General features: G+C 67.1%; 15 protein-coding genes. 4 read left to right on the top strand and 11 right to left on the bottom strand.

Annotation, left to right across the window (positions count from 1 at the left end):
- Positions 1-284 precede the first annotated feature (284 nt).
- Positions 285-518, bottom strand: coding sequence for a YlcI/YnfO family protein (locus ACT3SZ_RS01720; protein WP_444616186.1), 234 nt, complete (start codon positions 516-518; stop codon positions 285-287).
- Between the two features lie 324 nt (positions 519-842).
- Positions 843-1316 carry a universal stress protein gene (locus ACT3SZ_RS01715; RefSeq protein ID WP_444616184.1) on the bottom strand — a complete coding sequence of 158 codons (474 nt, stop codon included), beginning with the start codon at positions 1314-1316 and terminating at the stop codon, positions 843-845.
- 379 nt (positions 1317-1695) lie between these two features.
- Here ACT3SZ_RS01715 and ACT3SZ_RS01710 point away from each other — a divergent pair, with 379 nt between their 5' ends.
- Positions 1696-3201 (top strand): alanine/glycine:cation symporter family protein, encoded by a 1506-nt coding sequence (locus ACT3SZ_RS01710; protein WP_444616182.1) that lies wholly within the window; start codon positions 1696-1698, stop codon positions 3199-3201.
- Positions 3202-3235: 34 nt separating this feature from the next.
- Here ACT3SZ_RS01710 and ACT3SZ_RS01705 read toward each other — a convergent pair whose 3' ends face one another.
- The gene (locus tag ACT3SZ_RS01705; protein ID WP_444616180.1) at positions 3236-3832 is read right to left on the bottom strand and encodes a TetR/AcrR family transcriptional regulator; all 597 of its coding nucleotides are present in this window, start codon (positions 3830-3832) and stop codon (positions 3236-3238) included.
- 134 nt (positions 3833-3966) lie between these two features.
- On the opposite strand from ACT3SZ_RS01705, the gene ACT3SZ_RS01700 reads away from it, so the two are divergent.
- Complete coding sequence (locus tag ACT3SZ_RS01700; RefSeq protein ID WP_444616179.1) at positions 3967-5184, top strand: MFS transporter; 1218 nt, start codon at positions 3967-3969, stop codon at positions 5182-5184.
- Here the strand turns inward: ACT3SZ_RS01700 and ACT3SZ_RS01695 are convergent.
- The 4 genes from ACT3SZ_RS01695 to ACT3SZ_RS01680 all read right to left on the bottom strand — a co-directional run bounded on the left by ACT3SZ_RS01695 (position 5181) and on the right by ACT3SZ_RS01680 (position 9863).
- Complete coding sequence (locus ACT3SZ_RS01695) at positions 5181-6680, bottom strand: aldehyde dehydrogenase family protein (RefSeq protein ID WP_444616177.1); 1500 nt, start codon at positions 6678-6680, stop codon at positions 5181-5183. The genes ACT3SZ_RS01700 and ACT3SZ_RS01695 overlap by 4 nt on opposite strands.
- Before the next feature lie 49 nt (positions 6681-6729).
- Positions 6730-7617: a dihydrodipicolinate synthase family protein gene (locus ACT3SZ_RS01690; protein ID WP_444616176.1), complete on the bottom strand. Its 888-nt coding sequence runs from the start codon at positions 7615-7617 to the stop codon at positions 6730-6732.
- Between the two features lie 51 nt (positions 7618-7668).
- Positions 7669-9039 (bottom strand): protoporphyrinogen/coproporphyrinogen oxidase, encoded by a 1371-nt coding sequence (locus ACT3SZ_RS01685; RefSeq protein ID WP_444616174.1) that lies wholly within the window; start codon positions 9037-9039, stop codon positions 7669-7671.
- Between the two features lie 158 nt (positions 9040-9197).
- On the bottom strand, positions 9198-9863 hold the full coding sequence (locus ACT3SZ_RS01680) for a GntR family transcriptional regulator (RefSeq protein ID WP_444616172.1): 666 nt from the start codon (positions 9861-9863) through the stop codon (positions 9198-9200).
- 100 nt (positions 9864-9963) lie between these two features.
- On the opposite strand from ACT3SZ_RS01680, the gene ACT3SZ_RS01675 reads away from it, so the two are divergent.
- Positions 9964-10941 (top strand): Ldh family oxidoreductase, encoded by a 978-nt coding sequence (locus ACT3SZ_RS01675; protein ID WP_444616170.1) that lies wholly within the window; start codon positions 9964-9966, stop codon positions 10939-10941.
- Between the two features lie 40 nt (positions 10942-10981).
- Here the strand turns inward: ACT3SZ_RS01675 and ACT3SZ_RS01670 are convergent, their stop codons facing one another.
- From ACT3SZ_RS01670 to leuA, 4 genes are all read right to left on the bottom strand, one after another.
- Entirely contained in the window at positions 10982-11806 is an 825-nt protein-coding gene (locus tag ACT3SZ_RS01670) for a type 1 glutamine amidotransferase (RefSeq protein WP_444616168.1), read from the bottom strand.
- Positions 11803-13065, bottom strand: a complete 1263-nt coding sequence (locus ACT3SZ_RS01665) for a MurT ligase domain-containing protein (RefSeq protein ID WP_444616166.1) — start codon at positions 13063-13065, stop codon at positions 11803-11805. Before ACT3SZ_RS01665 ends, ACT3SZ_RS01670 begins: the two co-directional genes overlap by 4 nt.
- Before the next feature lie 8 nt (positions 13066-13073).
- Entirely contained in the window at positions 13074-14921 is a 1848-nt protein-coding gene (locus ACT3SZ_RS01660) for a DNA polymerase III subunit epsilon (RefSeq protein ID WP_444616164.1), read from the bottom strand.
- 151 nt (positions 14922-15072) lie between these two features.
- Positions 15073-16926, bottom strand: a complete 1854-nt coding sequence (gene leuA / locus ACT3SZ_RS01655) for a 2-isopropylmalate synthase (RefSeq protein WP_444616162.1) — start codon at positions 16924-16926, stop codon at positions 15073-15075.
- A 249-nt stretch (positions 16927-17175) separates the two neighbouring features.
- Between leuA and ACT3SZ_RS01650 the strand changes: the two genes are divergently transcribed.
- A complete protein-coding gene (locus ACT3SZ_RS01650) occupies positions 17176-18453 on the top strand; it encodes a hypothetical protein (protein WP_444616160.1) in 1278 nt (425 codons plus the stop codon).
- The last annotated feature ends 1 nt before the right edge of the window (position 18454 follow it).

The raw sequence follows: 18454 nt of genomic DNA, 5'->3' as shown, positions 1-18454 counted from the left end.
CGTGCGGGGACTGCCATCATGTTGTGATCGGACGCTACGCATTGAGCCATCGTGGCCCCACAGTTATCTCATGCGCGCCGGGCAGGCTGGGGTGATGATGAGGACCAGTGGAAGTGACCGCCGTCGACTACCGGGACTGCGCGGCAGATTCCGGTCAGGAGGCCGACGCCGCCTGCTCGGCGACACGGTCGGCCCCCGCAGGGAGATCGGCTGTGAGGTGAGCGAGCCGGCTAGTCCGACGAGCCGTCGGTCCCGGTGATGGCGCCGGTGTCGGTGTGCCGGATCTATCCAGTCTCTCGGTCGAGCTCGTGCTCGGCTGCGCGCCGGATCCACGAGGACACCGAACGGTCGTCCTTCTCGGCGGCATCCCGGATCCGGTCTAGGAGAGGCTGCGGAAAGCGGACCGGGACCGGAGCCCCGTACTTGGACTTTCTCCTTACCGGCGGCCCCTGGGGTTCCTGGTTCTCGGGTCGGGAGTAGAACTCGTGCTCTTGTTCCTTCTTCATGTCGTCGGTCACCGGGTCTCCTCGTAGTGGGCTCAGTCCTCCGGAAGCCTGAAAAAGCGGAGTGTGATGGCGCACCGGATGGTTTATCCCACCAATCCTATATCTCCTGTATTACAGATGGCTACTGCCGATGGCATCCGCGCCGGACGGAGTGGACAACTGGGGTGGTGTGGATAGTGGGGGAGGGGCCTCCCGCCCCAGAGCGTCGAGCATCCGGTCGCGCAGGGTGTCCAGTCCGCTTGCTATCACGGCAGGTTTCCCCGGCGTCCCACCCCGCGCAGCGATACTGAGCGCCGCGGTGTCGGCCTCCGCGACGGATTCGCAGAGGCCTTCACTTCACCGTTGCACGGTATTGACGATGTAGAGGTCGCACTTCGCTTCCGAGGCGACCTTGCGGGCCACACTGCCGAGGATCCGTTTGAATCCCTGCACATGCTTGTTGCCCACGACGATGAGGTCTGCGTCCGAGTTCTTGGCCTGCCGAAGGAGCACGTCTGCGGGAGGGCCTTCCCCGGCGAACGCCTCCACCTGGAGCGAAGGGTGGGAATCCCGCAATACTGCGGCAACCGACTCCGCGACCTGGAGGGCGGCGTTCCCCAGCCCTTCGGTCAGCTTCTTGTGCGACTTCGTGCTTGCTACGCCGGTGCTCCTGGTCCTGATGGAGTCCAGGGCATCGGCGCTGGTGGTGCTGTAGGCAGTGCAGAGGTGCACCTGGGCGCCCAGCCCCTCCGCCAACTCGGCAGCCTTCATGGCAGCGTCGAGAGCGGTCTGGCTTGAGTCCACTCCGGTCACGATTGTCTTGGTCATCATCTTCCTCTCCGTCTCCTCGCTGGAGACGATGGAGGCCCCGACAGTGCGGGGACATCGGTGGGTGACAGGGGACGGGCGGTCAGTACCGCTGAGCGTCTCGTATCGAAGGGTAGGGGATTTCAGAGTCGAGCCGGTTCCCCGCGGCGGGTGTCGTGGTGGTTACGGGGAAAGAGCTGGTGCTCTACACAGATGTGATGTGTGATCACAAAACTACATAGGAGGCCGCGTTTGCACAAGAGGCTTCATTGCTGACTTGTAAAAAGGCCAGGTGAGAGAGGGGATTTGCCGATGTGGATACTTCACTCTTGACGTTCGTTGTGTTCCGTGTCACGATAAAACAATCTTCCGCGGCGGGTGTCACGTCCCGGACGGTAACTACATGAACCTACTGACAACGATCAGTGACTGGATCTGGAACCCGCTCGCCTACTTCGCCTTGGCGGTCGGTGGCTTCTTCACGATCGTCACCCGCGGCGTGCAGTTCCGGCGACTGCCCGACATGATCCGGCAACTTCGCCAGAGTGAGGCCGGCGACGGGGGACTGTCCTCGTTCCAGGCTCTCGCGCTCACCCTCTCCAGCCGCGTCGGCGTCGGCAGTATCGCCGGCGTCGCGACGGCCATCGCCATGGGCGGTCCAGGAGCCTTGATCTGGATCATGATCACTGGCTTGCTCGGATCAACCTGTGCCTACGCGGAGGCCGTCCTCGCCCAGGTCTTCAAACGGCGTATCCACGGTGAGGACCGAGGAGGCATGCCCTACTACATCAGGCACGGTCTTCGTGCCCGTTGGCTGGCCGCGGCAGTGGCCTTGACCGCGATGATCGGCTACGGATTCGTCTTCCCCGGAATCCAGGCCAACAACATCGCCTCCAGTGCGAGCCAGGCGTTTGGGCTCGAGCCGTGGGTGACCGGAATTATCATCACCTCGGTGCTCGCGTTCGTCGTCGTCGGAGGTACGCGCCGGGTCGTTCAGGTAGCTCAGACCGTCGTCCCCTTTATGGCGGTCGGTTACCTCCTCGTCGCCCTGGTCCTCATCGTGATGAACGCTGGTAAGGTGCCCGAGGCGATCAAGCTGATCGTGCTCTCCGGTCTCGGTGTGGACCAGATGTTCGGTGGCATTGTCGGCTTCGCTGTTGCATGGGGAGTCCGCCGTGCGGTGTTCGCCTCTGCGACCGGATTCGGCGAAGGTACGTTCGCTGCCGCGTCCGCGGATGCGACCCATCCCGGCAAGCAGGGCATCATCCAGGCCTTCAGTATCTACATCGACCTCTTCCTCATCTGCATGGCCACCGGCATAATGATCATCATCACGGACAGCTACCACGTGGTGAATCAGGCTGGCGGGTACCTCGTCGACCATGTACCGGGCGCCATCGCGGGGCCGAACTTCGTCCAGCTGGCGATCGACACGAGCCTGCCCGGGTGGGGGAGCGTCTTCGTTGCCCTGGCCGTGCTCCTATTCGCCTTCACGTCCCAGGTGTTCTTCTTCTACGTGGCCACAACGAACCTGATCTTCCTCCTCGGGGAGAAGAGCAACCGGTTCTTCGAGGGGATCATCAAGGTCGGTGCGCTCGTCATCTCCTTCACTGGATCCGTTGTCAGTGCCGATGCCATGTGGGCTGCAGGAGACATCGGGTACGGGTTGTTGGCCTGGCTCAATATGATCTCTGTCTTGCTTCTGACACCCATCGTCTTCAAGGTCGTCCGCGACTATGACCGTCAACGCAAGCTCGGTCAAGACCCGGTGTTCGACCCCGAGCCGCTGGGCATCAAGGGTGCGCTGTGGTGGGAGACGACGTTCCGCGAGCGGCTGGAGCGAAACCGTGCGGCCACGGTCGGTGAAGCGTCTGAAGAGCTCGCCGAGGACTCTCCCCAGGAGAGGTAGCGCTACCTCGGGAGCGAAGGGGAGGGTGCGGGGGTCACTTCTCCCCGGGTGTCGCTTGCGTGGCGGTTGTGGTTGGCCCCGGGGCACCTGCGACGGCCTCCACGACCCGCCGAACCTCCTCCCTGTCCGGTGATACTCCCTCCACGAACTGGTTCACCGACCAGCCTTCGATGAGGGAGTCCAGGGTGCGTGCGACGTCCGCGGGGAAGTACCGGCCGAGGGCGGTGCGACTCTTTCGCATCCACTCGCGGTTGATCGAGGTGACGGCGGAACTGCGACGGCTGAAGATGTACATCTCGAACAGCGCGGCCATGTCCTCGGAATTCCCGTAGGACGAGCCGCACACCAGGTCGACTACGGCCTCGACGGGCTGACCGGTGTGCTCAGCGGTCGACAGCGTGTCGCTGTAGCGCTGGAACATGGTCGTGGACAGGTGCGCGAACGCCTCGACGACAACGTCAAGGATCCCGTCGAAATGGTAGGTGATCGACCCGAGCGGCACTCCGGCCCTGCTCGCGATCGCCCGGTGCGTCACATTCGCGACACCGTCCTCCGTGATGATTTCGAGCGCTGCGGCAATGATCTTGTCGCGGCGCTCGGGGTCGTTCGGAATACCTTTGCGTCCCGACACTGCGGTGCGTCCTTTCCCTCGGCTCCAGGGGCCTTGCGGCTCCTTTTTGGAGTGTAGTAGAGTCCGCCTTCTGTTAGTGCGTACATACGTACACACTTCCAGAAAGGTCGTCCAAGAGGAGTAGAGGAGCACGTATGTCGATGAACATCGCGCGGCGCCGCGTGGCGCTGCTCGCACTGTTTTTCCTGCCGGGGATGGGTATCGCGTCGTGGGTCACGAGGACCCCGGCCATCAGGGATGCCATCGACGCATCCACCGCCCAGATGGGCATGGTGCTGTTCGGCCTCTCGATCGGGTCGATGCTCGGCATCCTGAGTTCGGGCCCACTCGTCGCACGCCTGGGTGCCAGAACGGTCATCGGCGTCGGACTTGTCGGGGTCGTCGTCAGCATGCCGACGATTGGTATCGGAGCCGCCGCGGGGAGTCCCTTTGTGGTGTTCTGTGGCCTGGCGTTCTTCGGCGCCGGCATGGGTGCCGGTGAGGTGGCTATGAACATCGAGGGTGCTGACGTGGAGAAGGTGGCACGCCGCCCGTTCCTGCCTCTCCTGCACGGGTTCTTCAGCCTGGGGACCGTGGCGGGTGCTTTGCTGGGCATGCTCGCGACCGCAGTCGACTTCTCCGTGATTGCGCACCTGATCTTGATCGGGGTGCTCGCAGCCGTCGTTCTCCTCGTTGCCATCCGGGAACTGCCCGCCCACACGGGGCGTATCGGCCCGGACGACCGTGAGGTGGAGGGCGCAGATTCGGCCGGGCGGCCGGCTGTCTGGAAAGACCCGACACTCATCCTCATCAGTGTCATCGTGTTGGCGATGGCGCTGGCGGAGGGCACGGCCAATGACTGGCTCCCCCTGGTGATGGTCGACGAGCATGGCTTCGCCGACACCCTCGGATCGGCGATTTACACCGTCTTCGCGGCGTCCATGGCTGTCGGCCGTCTGGTCGGCGGTCCGATCGTCCAGCGGTGGGGTCGGGCCCCGGTCCTGTTCGTCAGTGCGTTGCTGGGCGCGCTCGGCATCGCCCTGATCTCCCTCGTCGACAATCAGGCCGTGGCTGCCGGTTCCGTGGTGCTCTGGGGTCTCGGGGCGTCGCTGGGATTCCCGGTCGCACTGTCGGCGGCGGGGGAGTCCGGCGCCCAGCAGGGCAAGCGGGTCGCCTTCGCCTCCACGGTCGGCTACCTGTCGTTCCTGGTCGGTCCGCCCGCACTGGGATTCATCGGCGAGTCGGCCGGGCTGCGCACGGCGCTCATCCTTCCCCTGGTCGTACTGCTCATCGCCGCACTACTTGTCCCCGCCCTCCGGCCCGGGGGTCGGAAAGCTGGGACGAGGAGTGACCGCACGCTGGAGAAGATCTAGTCGCGTCGCCCGTGGTTGATCTGCACATGCTTGGTGCGCGAGTAGTCCTGCAGGGCGTACAGCGAGAGGTCACGGCCGTAACCGGAGCCCTTGAAGCCACCCCAGGGGACATCGTTCGCTAGGACCAGGTGGCAGTTCACCCACACCGTCCCGGCGTCGATGCGACGGGGAACCGACAGCGAACGGGCGGCGTCGGTGGTGAACACTGACGCGGCGAGGCCGTAGGGGACCTCGTTCGCCCGGGTGACCGCCTCCTTCTCGGAGCTGAAGGTCTCGACGGTGACCACCGGCCCGAAGATCTCCTCCGACGCGGCCTCGGTGCCGGGCTCGACGCCCGTGAGGACGGTGGGGGCGACGTAGAAGCCGTCGCCGTCCAGCGCGCCGCCGCCGACGGCGGCCGTCGCGCCCTCAGCGAGAGCCCGGTCAAGGAACTCGGTCACCCTGGTGAAGTGTTCCTCGGAGACCAGCGGGCCGATCTCCACGTCCTCGCCGGCGGCCGGGTCCCCAACGACCAGGCTGGACACCTGCTCGACGAGCAGTTCGGTGAACTCCTCGGCGACTGACTCATGAACCAGGACTCGGGTACCGGCGCCGCACTCCTGACCGGAGTTCCAGTAGCCCGCTTCACGCAGTGACTCCGCAGCCTGCCGCAGATCGGCATCCTCGAAGATGACGACGGGGGCCTTGCCACCCAGTTCCAGGTGCACCCGCTTCAATGAGTCACTTGCTGCCTCGGCGACGGTCTTTCCGCTGTTCACGCTGCCAGTTAGCGCGACCATGGCGATGTCGGGGTGCTCGGAGAGTCTCGCCCCGACCACAGAACCGCGCCCGGTGACGAGGTTCATCACACCGTCCGGCAGGAGGTCGTCGATGATCTCCATGAACTTCAGCATGCTCAGCGGGGTCTGTTCCGACGGCTTGAGGACCAGGGTGTTCCCCGCCCCCAGGATCGGAGCGATCTTCCACGCAGCCATGAGCAGCGGGTAGTTCCACGGGACGATCGCGCCGATGACGCCCACGGGTTCACGCAGGATCATCGAGGTGTGGTCGGTGACGTAGTCCCCGGCTCCCTGCTCGGTGAACGCGCGTGCGGCACCAGCCGAGAAACGGAAGATGTCCGCGGTGCCCGCGACATCATCGTCGGCAACCATGCGGGGCTTGCCGGCGTCCGCAGCCTCGAGGCGGGCGAGGACGTCGGCGTTCTCCTCGATCCGGTCGGCGATGGCGAGAAGAAGGTCGGCCCGCTCCTTGGGCGTGGTGTCGCGCCAGGTGTCGAATGCTGTGACGGCGGCCTCGACTGCGGTGTCCACCACCCCGGCGTCCCCACGCGGGACCTCTGCGATGGTTGTGCCGTTGGCCGGATTGACCAGCGTGTATTCTCCGTCGCTCTCGACGAAGGTGCCGTTGATGTAGTGCTGCAACGGCGGAAGGTCACCGGTTGAGAGCAGCGTGGTGCCGGAGTCGGGACGGCGGACGGTGAAGGTGTGGTTGCTCATGTGCGTGGTCCTTATCTGGTGCGGTCGGTGCGGCGACAGGGCGTTCTGGTCAGCCGCGCAGGGTGTCCAGGGCGGCGGCGATGCGGTCGGCGGCGTCGGCAGGAACGTCCGCCACCGGGCGGCGGGGGATGCCGGCGGCCACGCCGTCGTGGCGGAGACCTGCCTTGACGGCGGCGATGAAGTTCTCCGAGATCATGGCGTCGATGGCGGGGTAGACCCGGTTCCACTGCGTGCGTGCCTCAGTGAGCTTGTCCTCGGCGATCAGTCGGCTGACCGCGACCAGCTCGGACGGCACGACGTTCGCGGCACCGGCGACGGCACCGGCGGCACCCTCCGCCAGCGCGCTGTAAAGGTAGGGATCCCAGCCGATGAAGGTGCCCAGCTTGTCGCTGTGGTGGTGGATCAGGCGCAGTGCCTGCTCCCAGTCGGCGCCGGAGTCCTTGATGTAGCGAATGTTGTCGACCTCGTCGGCGAGGGCTGCTGCGGTGTCGGCGGAAAGGTTCACCCCGGTGGCGTCGGGGATGTTGTAGAGCATGACCGGGATCTCGACGGAGGAGGCGACCTCCCGGATGTAGTCGAGGGTCTCGTCCAGGCTCAGCGGCTCGTAGTAGGGGGTGACAAGCATCAGGACATCGGCACCGGCGGACTGCGCGGCGCGGGAGTGCCGGATGGCCTCGGCGGTGGAGGTCGCACCGGTCTGGGCGACCACCGGGACGCGTCCCGCGGTGTACTCAATCACGCTCTCGACGAGCTGCAGACGCTCATCGGCGCTGAGTGCGGCCACCTCGGCGGTGGAGCCGCCGACAACGAGGCCGTCGACGCCGTTGTCGATGGAGCGGTCGACGAGCTGCTTGAGCACGGTGGTGTCGATGTTCTCGTCGGCGTCGAAGGGGGTGGCCAGGGCGGTGAGGATGCCGTGCAGGTTGGTGGAAGTCATGGGGTTCTCCTTCTTGGGGGTGAGGCTCTGGTCGGGGGGAAAGCCGGACGGTCAGCCAGCGACGGCGAGGCCGCGCTGGGACTCGGTGGCCAGCAGGCTGGCGGCTCGTTGTGCCGCGGTGAAGGCCGAGGTGATGGCGGTCTCCGTGTAGAGGGATCCGAGGTAGTCTCCGGCGAGGAACACCCGATCCTCGGGGCGCATCAGCTCCTCCTGGATCTTTGCCCGCCCGGGGAAGCAGTAGGGTGCGCCGAGCTTCCAGCGCTGGACGTGCGTCTCCTCGACGATGTCCGAGAACCCGGGCAGTACCTCGTTGAGGTCGCGGTGGTAGATCTCGGCGATCTCCTCGTCGGTCTTATCGATGAGGGCGTCGGCGAGACTGGCAGGGGAGAAGACCATGATGCTGCCACCAGGACGGCGTGCGCCGCCGGTGCCGTTGACCAGGTTCCCCATGTTCAGGACGATGTTGAAGGACCGTTTCGGCGTGGCTATGCCGTAGGCACCGTCCCATTCCTGGGGGGTGTTCTCCTTGGTCAGGAAGGCCGCGCTGACGTAGGAGCCGTACTGGACGCGACCGAGGGCATCGCGCAGTTCCGGGCGCAGGTCGACACCGATGCGACGGGTGATCGGTGCCGGGGTCGCCATCACGGCGGTGCGTGCCGACACTTCGTGCTCTTCCCCGTCCCTGAGGTAGCGGACGGTGACATGGTCACGGTGCTGGGTGAGCTCCTGCACGTGAGCACCGGTCTGGATGCGATCGCGCTGGGAGGCCGCGATGGTCTCGATCAGCGTCGACGGGCCGCCGACGATGCTCTTGCTCAGCCCCTGTCCGATATTCCAGACCAGGCTGAAGTAGCCGATGCCCGCGCCTGCGGAGATCTGGTCGGGGTCACCGGCGGAGCGGGTCACGGTGGGCCGGAACAGTGCGTCGACGTTCTCGGGAACGTCCCCGAGGTACTCGGCGAACGTACGGTCGTTCTCGAAGTCGTAGATCCGCTGCTGGCGGGTCTCGCCGCTCTCGCCGGGGCGGCGTCGGACGGCCTGGGCGTAGCGCAGGACGTCCTTGCTGACCTTGGCACCCTGAGTGAGCATCTGGACGCGGTCGCCGAATGGCACGGGGACGCGGAGCGGGTAGGTCTGCGCCGGTCCGTTGACGAGGAGTTTCCCGTTCATGTGAACGCCGGCGAGTGTGCCGGGGACGTCCATGACCGCAGTACCGGTCTCGTGGAAAAGGTCGTCGGTGGATGTGCCCGCCCCGCTGAAGACGTGTCCGCCCCAGTTGAGGAAGTACGGCCCGCGTTTCTCCGACCGGATGCGTCCGCCGGTACGGTCCTCGGACTCGAGGATGAGGGTGTCCCAGTGGCGTAGCCGCCACGCTGCGGAGAGGCCGGAGAGGCCTCCCCCGATGATGATTGCGTCCTTCACGGTGGACTCCTTCGCGACGTGATGGGAACGGGGCCCGTAGGTGTCCCGGGCAACAGAGCATGTACTACTGTTGTGAAACACACACTAATCTGTGATTTGTGATCACACAAGTATCGCCCGGATATTTCTTTCGCCCGGGCAGGGGCCGCACGGGCAGGTCAGTTCAGGGCGTCGCGGATGCGGTCGATGGCAGAGGTGAGAGAGGCGTCGGTGACGTCCGACGCGGCAGCCGCGTCCCCGTCCTTCGCCGCGTCGATCAGGTGGCGCTGGTGGGTGAGTAGCTCCGCGGTCGAGCCGGACTCGAGCTCGTCGCGGACGCCGACGATCTTGAAGTGACGGCACCGTGCCCAGAGGCTGCGGATCGTCTCGTCGAGGACCAGGTTCCCGGATGCCCCGTAGATCGTCGACAACAGTTCCTCGTCAAGGGAGAGGTAGTCGACCACGTCGCCGCGCTCCAGTGCCCCGTGCATCCTGTCGTACAGAGCCTCCAGCTCCCCGACGGCATCCGGCGGCAGGGCGGCGACACCGGTCTGCGTAGCCCTGACCTCGAGTATCCGGCGGACCTCGTAGATGTCGAGCAACTCTTCCGGGGAGAATGCCTTGACCACGGCACCGCGCCGGGGGCGGGTCTCGACCAGCCCGACCTCTTCCAGACGTTTAATGGCCTCGCGGACCGGCATCACGCTGATGCCGAGCTCCTCGGCGAGGTCACGGATCTGCAGACGCCGTCCAGCCTCGTAACTGCCGTTGACGATCGCGGAGTGGATCGCTTCATAGGCCAGGTCGCCCACGCGGGTGTCGGGCTGCAGTCGGCTGAGAGGCATGCCGACCACTATACCGTGCGGTTTATCCCGGCCAGGCCGGTCCTGATGTAGTTTCGTGGGGCACACGTCCTGTCCCACAGCCTCGGAGGAGACCGTAACCGTGACCGTCGTCGACGTCGGACCTGGGGAGCTCACCGAGCTCTGCGTCCGGGCAGTCCGGAATGCCGGGGCGAGCGCCAGGGTCGCACAGAGCCTGGCCGAGGCGACCGTCGCTGCGGAGATCCGCGGTCGAGCGGAGGTCGGCACCGTCCACCTCATGGACTACCTCGCGGCGCTTCGCCGTGGCGCTCTCGACGGGGAAGCGGAGCCCACGGTGTCGTGGGCAGGTTCCGTCGTCAGCGTGGACGCCCGAGCGGGAACGGCCCAGGCGGCATTCGATGCGGCCCTGCCGGATCTCCTTGCGGCCACGGAGGAGCAGGGGGTGGCCGTACTCCGGCTTCGCAACGCCTTCACCTGCGGGGAGCTCGGCCACTACACCTCACGACTGGCGGAACGGAACCACGTCGCCCTCGCGGTGGCGAACTCCCCTGCGCTCGTCACACCGGACGGCTCCACGGCGCCGGTACTGGGCACGAACCCGTTATCCTTCGCAGCGCCGGCGGACCCGGTGCCATTGCTCATCGACCAGGGGATCAGTGCCGCCGCCTATGTCACGGTCCGCGAGTACGCGCAGCGGGGGGAGGCCCTGCCGCAGGGGTGGGCCCTCGGCCCGGACGGTCAACCCACCACGGATGCGGAGGAAGGGCTCGCCGGGTCCTTGCGTCCTGCCGGTGGGCACAAGATGGCGAATATCGGCTTCATGGTGGAGGTCCTCGCGGGACTGGCCGGCGGGTCGTGGTCCACGGACGCCGAACCCTTCGACCGGGGCTCAGGGAGCCCGCGCGTCGGCATGTTCCTCGTCGCGGTCGACGCCAACGCTGACGCGGTCGACCCCTCGTTCCTGCGCCGGTTGGGCGAACATTTCCAGCGTCTCGAGAACGACTACGAACTCGGTCTTCCCGGCCGCCGCCGGGCACCGCTGGACGTGATCACCCTGGACGTAGGACTGCACCAAGAACTCGTCGCAGCGGGAGGATGACCCCGCCAACCGCCGACCGGGCGGCTGGGCGACCCGGGCCCTACGCCTTCAGGCGCTCCGCACGCAGCTGCGCGACCTCGCCGTCGAGCTGCGTGGCGAAGGCACCGGTCAGCGGCGGCAGCTCGGCCAGCGTCGTGTCCATCGCCGAGGCCAGCAGCAGGTCAGCGAGCTGCGGGTTACGCGCCAGCACCGGCCCGTGCATGTAGGTTGCCACGATCGATCCCTGCACGGCGCCCTCGAAGTAGACCTCCTTGCCGGAACGCTCGGGCGTGAGCCCGGCGGTCAGCGCCCCATGGGGGTCGGTGTTGCCCACGCCCTCGGTCACGTACCCCAGCGGCGTGGCGTCGGTGCCCAGCAGCGTCGCGCCCTGGTGGTTGGCGAAACCGGTCAACGGCTCGGTCAGCACACCGGCCGTACCCAGCGAACCCGCGGTCAGGCCGAAGCCCTTCAGGTTCGGGTCCGAGCGCAGCTCACCGATGGTGCGGTTCTGCAGTGAGGACGTCGTCGCGTCCAGCAGTCCCAGGCCGTCGACCATGCGGTCGGAGGCACGGAAGGACGTCCCGAAGACCTGCAGGCCGGCGCAGATGGCCAGGACGGGGCGTCCGGCCTGTACCGCACGCGCCATCGCGCCGTCGGCGGCGAGATGCTCGGCGGCGAGGATCTGGGCGACGTCCTCGCCACCACCGACCGTGTAAATATCCAAGGTCTCCGGCACGCCGTCGTGCAGGGTGATCGGGTGGATCTCGGCGGTGATGCCGCGCATCCGCGCACGTTGGCGCAGGACGAGGGCATTGCCGTCGTCGCCGTAGGTGCCGAGCACGTCCGGCAACACTAGGCCGATGTTCAGGGCCGCTTCTTTAGTCACTGGGAGATCTCCTTCTGCAGGTCCTTACGCAGGTCACGGAAGGCCGTGTAGTTCGCCAGCACCTCCACGCGCCCGGGCGGGCAGGCGCGCACCGCGGCGACGGTGTCCGCCACGGTGTCGTGCTCCACCCCGGCGTAGCCGAGGCGTACCGCCAGGTCCGAGGACCGCTCACCGGCGGCCACGACCTTGAGGTCGTCGAGGTTCTCGAACTTCACGTCCCACAGCCAGGACAGGTCCTGACCGTCGGCGACTTGCCCGTTCACCGCAATGACCAGGCCATCGGCGGCGCGGTCGACCATCGACAGAGCCTCCTGCCAGCCGGCCGGGTTCTTGGCGAGCAGCAGGTGCACCTCGCGGCCGTCGAGGTTCACCGTGGAGTAGCGTCCGGCGACGTCGTCGACACGCTCGGCGGCGGCCAGGGCGGACGTCTCGTCCACCCCGAGGGCCACCGCCGCGGCGATCGCCTGCGTGGCGTTGCCCCGGTTGGCGTTGCCCGGCAGTTTCAACGACAGCGGCAACAGTTCACCCGACGGCGTGGTCAGCCCCTCGGGCGTGACCGTCCAGGTGGGCGTGGGGCGGCGGAACTCGCGGCCGTCCGCCAGCGGCTTCACCGCGTACCAGTCCGGGGAGCCGTCCTGCTTCTCGGTGCGCACCACCGCACCACCGGTGCGGGGGCAGGACGTGGAGTCGCCGGTGAATCCGACGCCGGCGGACACCCACACCACGTTCGGGCAGTCCCACGCCACGGACGTGACCTGCACATCGTCGCAGTTGGCGACGACGGTCATCCCGGGCCGCGCCTCGACGCATTCGCGCAGCACTCGCTCGATCTTGTTGATCTCGCCGACCCGGTCGAGCTGATCGCGTGAGAGGTTCAGCAGCACCAGCACATCGCAGTCGAGCTTCTTGGCGATGGCCGGCACGTGCAGTTCGTCGACCTCCAGGACGATGCGTTCGCGATCCCGTCCGGCCAGTAGCGCGGAGATCACGCCGGCGTCCATGTTGTCGCCGCCGTCGTTGGTGGCCACCGTGCCCAGGGCGCGGACCGCCTCGGCGAGCATGCGAGTCGTGGTGGACTTGCCGTTCGTGCCGGTGACGATGGTGCAGGGGCGTCCCGCACCGAGCTGTTCCATGAGCTTCGGGTCGATGAAGTTGGCGACCAGGCCGCCGATCATGCCGCCGGAACCGCGGCCGGTCTTCTTCGACGCCCAGGTCGCGGCGTCCGCCGCGCGGACGGCCAGTGAGGTCAACATTCCCATTGCTTCATTCACCCTTGGTTCTGGTTTTGCTTCTGGTTCTGCTTCTGGCCCTGCTGCTTCTGGCCGCCGGAGCCACGACGTCGACGCCGCCGGGACGACGACCGGCCGGAACCGTTACCGCCGCCGTTACCGCCGCCATTGTTCTTCCCGCCGCCGGACGCTGCGTCCTTGGCGGGGTCCTTCGCCGCGTTGCCGGAGTTGCCGCCATTACCGCCGCCACCGGAATTTCCGCCGCCGGAGTTGCCACCCTTACCGCCGTTCTTGCCACGGGACTGGTTGCGATTGCGCGACTGATTGCGGCTACGCCCCTGGTTACGGTTCTTGCCGCGCTGGGGGGCGGGGATGCGCGGGGTCGCCGGCCGGGCGTCCGGCACGGCGATGTCGGTGGAGCCTGGCTCCACGTCCTCCAGTGCGGCGAGGAACTCCTCGTCGGTGAACAGGGGGATGTTCTTGCGCTCGCCGTGCATCGCCTTGCCGCGCAGCTCGTGGCTGCGGTTGCACACCACCAGGCTCGACGTCCGGTTGAGTTTCTCGCTGTACACCAGCCCAGCCTTCGTGGCGGTGCTGATCAGCAGGTCAGGGTCGTCGCCCACATCCGGGCTGACCACGAACTCCATGCCCTGGCGCAGGGCGTGCCCGTCGGGCGTGCCCGGGTTGCCGAAGGGACGCGGCGAGGTCGTGGCGTCCACCCGCACCGTGCTGCGCTGCAGACCGAAGCGGTCCGCCGTCAGGTCGGACGGATCGGCGACCGACAACCCGCCGGGCGTGTTGTCGGCGGCGCCGTCGGTGGCCTCACGCTGGGCGAGGTAGAGCGGGTGCAGAATGCGGGTGTCGGCGAGCAGGAGTTCATCGGCGAGCACGTCGGCGCGCTGCAGGCTGGACGCCGGGCCGAGGGACGCCAGGGCGTCCTGCGGCAGGTCCAGATCGTGGGCGGTCGCGTAGTAGGACGCGATGCTGCGCAGGCGCGGATCCTCGACCGGGACTCCGGCACGCCGGGCCGAGGCCAGGGTGTCGACGATGCGCGTGGGCGTGGGCACCGAGATCTTCTTCGGTCGACGCTGCCCGCGCCGACGCCCGCGCGGATTGTTGCGCTGGGTGCTGCGGTTCGCCGCACGCTGGGCGCGACGGTACTCGAACTGGATGAAACCCCACGTCAGCGTGGTGTTGTGGCAGATCAGCGTGCGTCCGTCGATCAGCTCGAACAGCAGCGGGGCGACCGTGGCGAAACCGGGAGCCTGGCCCAGGTCCGCCTCGGTGTAGCCGTGCAAGTGCCACGGGCCCGGATCCTCGCCGGGGTTGATCTGCTGGACGAAGCCGGTGAGCTGCGCGGCGGGGTCTGTGCTGTCTGTGCCATCTGTACCGTCGGCCTGCGCCGAGGCGGGACGGTTGCCGCTGAACACGGCGCGCTCCCCGTCGGCGGTGTGCAATGTCGCGGCGAAGGCCACCATCCTCGAGGTGCTGGGGTGGATGCCCGAGGTCGCCACCGTGATCTCCACGAACGGTGCCTCCTCCACGCTCGGCAGCGAGCCGTGGAAGGTCTTCGGGAGGTTGCGGGCAGGACGCGGCGCGGCCTGTGCCTGAACCTGGGCCGGAACCTGCGCCGGTGCGTCCTGCACGGCCGGCACGTCCTGCGCTGGCGCGGTAGTCGCGGCGGCCGGAGCGTCCTGCGTTTTCTGTTCGGCCTTCTGTTCGGCCTTCTGTTCGGCCTTCTTGTCGGCCTGCTCGACGGTCCGTGCCGACGGGGGAGCGGAACGGCGGTGGACCTGGCGGCGGCGACGCCGGGAACGGCCCTGCCCGCCGCGCGGGGCACCGTCTGCGCCGTGGTTGGCGTCGGGGCCGGAACCGGGAGAAGTCATGGGTGACATCATACGTTCCGTCGAGCCGCCGGTGCTAAGGACACCGGTGCCTTTACCGCGGTGATGTCAGCTGAGTCGTCCCCCAGGTCGTGAAACGCTATGTTTCGCGACCTGGGGGACGACTCAGATGACATTGCTAGCTCAGGCGGGACTAGACCCCGCCCAGCACACCCTGGGCGACCGGCTCCTTGGAGTGCGCGCGGTTCACACCGGAGGTGATGGCCTTCAGCGAGGCGTAGGTTATGGAACCGGCGATGCCGACTCCCCAGACCTGCTGGCCGTCGATCTCAGCCAGGACGTAGGCGGCGGCCTCGGCGTCGTCACCTGCGGTGCGGGCGTGCTGGGAGTACTCCTGGACCTCCACGTCCACGCCCAGGGCCTCCAGGGCGTTGCAGTACGCCGCGATCGGCCCGTTGCCACGGCCCTGGATGGTGCGGGTGTCGCCCTTCCACTCGATCTCGGCGGTGACCTTGGTCTCCGACCCCTCGGTCTGCGGGCCGTCCACCGTCACGGAGATCTGCTCCAGCGGGGAGGTGCGCTCCAGGTACTCGCCGGTGAAGATGTCCCACATGGCCTTGGAGTTCACCTCGCCGCCCTCGGCCTCGGTCACGGCCTGGACCACGCCGGAGAACTCGACCTGCATCGGACGCGGCATGTCGATGCCGTGGTCGGTCTTCATGATGTAGGCCACGCCGCCCTTGCCGGACTGCGAGTTCACCCGGATCACGGCCTCGTAGCTGCGGCCGATGTCCTTCGGGTCGATGGGCAGGTAGGGGACCTCCCACTGCACGCGGCGGAAGTCCTCTTCGGAGATCTCATTGGCGTGGTGGCCGGGGGAGACGGAGTCCGCCAGGGCGTCGATGCCCTTGTTGATGGCGTCCTGGTGCGAACCGGAGAAGGCGGTGAACACCAGGTCGCCGCCGTAGGGCTGACGCTCCGGGACGACCAGCTGGTTGCAGTACTCCACCGTGCGGCGGATCTCGTCGATGTCGGAGAAGTCGATCTGCGGGTCCACGCCCTGGGTGAACATGTTCAGCCCCAGGGTCACCAGGTCTACGTTGCCGGTGCGCTCACCGTTGCCGAACAGGCAGCCCTCGATGCGGTCGGCGCCGGCCATGTAGCCCAGCTCGGCGGTGGCGACACCGGTGCCGCGGTCGTTGTGGGGGTGCAGCGACAGGATCACCGAGTCGCGGCGGGCGATGTGGCGGCTCATCCACTCGATGCCGTCGGCGTAGACGTTCGGGGTGATCATCTCCACCGTGGACGGCAGGTTGATGATGATCGGGTTCTCCGGGGTCGGCTCCATGATCTCGATGACCGCGTCACAGACCTCCTTGGCGTACTCGACCTCGGTGCCCGTGTAGGACTCCGGGGAGTACTGCCAGCGCCAGGTGGTGTCCGGGTAGTCCTTGGCGACGTCCTTGATCAGCTCGGCGGCGTCGGTCGCCAGCTTCTTGATCGCGTCCCGGTCCTTCCGGAAGACCACGCGACGCTGCAGGATCGAGGTGGAGTTGTAGAAGTGCACGATCACGTTCTTCGCGCCCTCGCACGCCTCGAAGGTGCGGCGGATCAGGTGCTCACGCGCCTGCACCAGCACCTGGATGGTGACGTCCTCCGGGATCATGTCGTTCTCGATGATCTCGCGGACGAAGTCGAAGTCGACCTGGGAGGCGGAGGGGAATCCGACCTCGATCTCCTTGTAGCCCATGCGTACCAGCAGGTCGAACATGCGGCGCTTGCGCTCCGGGCTCATCGGGTCGATCAGGGCCTGGTTGCCGTCACGCAGGTCCACCGCGCACCACTGGGGTGCGGTGTCGATGACCTTGTCCGGCCAGGTGCGGTCGGGCAGCTGGAAGCGCTCGACCTCGGTGAAGTGCGGCTGGTAGCGGTGGGCCGGCATCTGGGAGGGACGCTGCTTGTTCCAGGTCTTCTGTCCCTCGGGGATCTCACCGGCAGGGGTGGAGATGCGGGCGGGGGCGGAGATGAAGGAATCGGAAGGGGTCATGATGGTGCTCCTTGGATCGGTGGAAAGAAAAAATGGTCATCACCGACCGGCACGACTCAACTCCGCGACGGGGAGCCGGTCGGTTTTTCAGAACCTGACCCCGCCGCGGCAGAGAAGGAGGAGCTGCGCGCGCGAGTTATTCATGGCGACCACTGTAACACGGTGACGCGGACGCGGGGAAAGGGGCAGTGTGACCGGGCTAACGTTGAGCAGGTTTGTCGTGGTGGTGGGGCGGTAGGATGAGCGATCGTGGAACGAAGAACAACGGCTCGGGTGACGGCTGTGGTCTCGGCCGTGGTGACGGTGCTGACCGCGGCCGTGCAGATGGTCGTGATGACCATCCGGGGCAACCGAAGCGGCCTCAGCCTGCGCGAGGTCCTCACCCAGTGGGACGCCCAGTGGATGATGATGATCTCCGAGCACGGCTACTCCGGGTTCGTCATGTCCGCCGAAGCCTCCGGCCCGGTGCAGTGGGAGTCGGTGGCTTTCTTCCCCGGCTACCCGGTGCTTGTGCGCCTCGTCGCCGCCCCGATGGCGGTGCTGGACGTGGCGGACGCGACCTTCATCGCCGCGATCGTGACCTCGGCCATCGCAACGTTGTTCCTGGCCTGGGGTGTCAGTCTGCTTGCCGTGCAGCTGTGGCGTCCGCCGGACCGCAGGACGCTGGTCGTGCTGACTGCCGTAGTGACGGTGCTCGCCGTCGGCGCGCCGATGGGTGTCGTTTATTGGATGCCCTACTCCGAGAGCCTGTTCACCGCCCTGACGGTGTGGGCGTTGTACTTCCTGCTGCGCCGCCGCTTCCTCGCCGCTGGTGTGCTGACCCTGTTCGCCGGGCTGACCCGGCTCACCGCCGCGGCACTGGTGCTGACCCTTTTTGTCGCCGCCGCGGTCGAGGTGTGGCGCTGGTGGCGGGCACGGCAGGCAGGAAAGACACCGCAGGACGCTGCGCGTCGTGGTTTCCCGGCGTCGGCCGTCGCCGCGCCGCTGCTCGGCGTCCTGGGCATCGGTGCCTATCTGATGTGGGCGAACCGGACGGTCGCCGAGATCGGCGGCTACTTCGCCGCGCAGGAGCGCGGCTGGCACTCCGGATTCGATCTGGGGGCGGCCTCGCTGCGATGGTTGGCGGCCAACCTGCCTGGCCAGATGACCGGCTACACGATCTCCAGCTGGTCGATCATATTGGTGACACTGCTGTGCGTGGCATCGATCGGGATGCTGTGGGCAGGGTGGATTCCCTGGCAGGTGTGGCTGCCGGCGGTGGTCCTGGCGGGCATCGTGCTGGGGTCGGACGGCCTCATGCACTCGCGTCCGAGGTTGCTGCTGATCCCGGTGTTGCTGCTGTGCCTGCCGCTGGTCGTCCGGGCGGTGCGTGGCTGGCGGACGAGTGCCTCGGCTGGCCCTGCCGGTGCATCCGGTGTGGTCTCGATCGTGGCTGGTGCGGCGATCGGGGTGGCCGCGGTGCTCTGGTGCACGTTGGGGTTCTGGGTCTCCGCCGAGATGCTCATCGGCTTCGAGTACGCGATCTGAG

The sequence above is a fragment of the Corynebacterium sp. AOP40-9SA-29 genome (assembly GCF_052377405.1).
Taxonomy (GTDB): Bacteria; Actinomycetota; Actinomycetes; order Mycobacteriales; family Mycobacteriaceae; genus Corynebacterium.
This window is presented reverse-complemented; position numbering and strand designations above follow the sequence as displayed.

Coding starts and splice junctions, on each gene's coding strand:
- ACT3SZ_RS01715 (WP_444616184.1), bottom strand. CDS start 1,316: ATGATGACCAAGACAATCGTGACCGGAGTGGACTCAAGCCAGACCGCT.
- ACT3SZ_RS01710 (WP_444616182.1), top strand. CDS start 1,696: ATGAACCTACTGACAACGATCAGTGACTGGATCTGGAACCCGCTCGCC.
- ACT3SZ_RS01700 (WP_444616179.1), top strand. CDS start 3,967: ATGTCGATGAACATCGCGCGGCGCCGCGTGGCGCTGCTCGCACTGTTT.
- ACT3SZ_RS01695 (WP_444616177.1), bottom strand. CDS start 6,680: ATGAGCAACCACACCTTCACCGTCCGCCGTCCCGACTCCGGCACCACG.
- ACT3SZ_RS01690 (WP_444616176.1), bottom strand. CDS start 7,617: ATGACTTCCACCAACCTGCACGGCATCCTCACCGCCCTGGCCACCCCC.
- ACT3SZ_RS01680 (WP_444616172.1), bottom strand. CDS start 9,863: ATGCCTCTCAGCCGACTGCAGCCCGACACCCGCGTGGGCGACCTGGCC.
- ACT3SZ_RS01665 (WP_444616166.1), bottom strand. CDS start 13,065: ATGGGAATGTTGACCTCACTGGCCGTCCGCGCGGCGGACGCCGCGACC.
- ACT3SZ_RS01660 (WP_444616164.1), bottom strand. CDS start 14,921: ATGACTTCTCCCGGTTCCGGCCCCGACGCCAACCACGGCGCAGACGGT.
- leuA (WP_444616162.1), bottom strand. CDS start 16,926: ATGACCCCTTCCGATTCCTTCATCTCCGCCCCCGCCCGCATCTCCACC.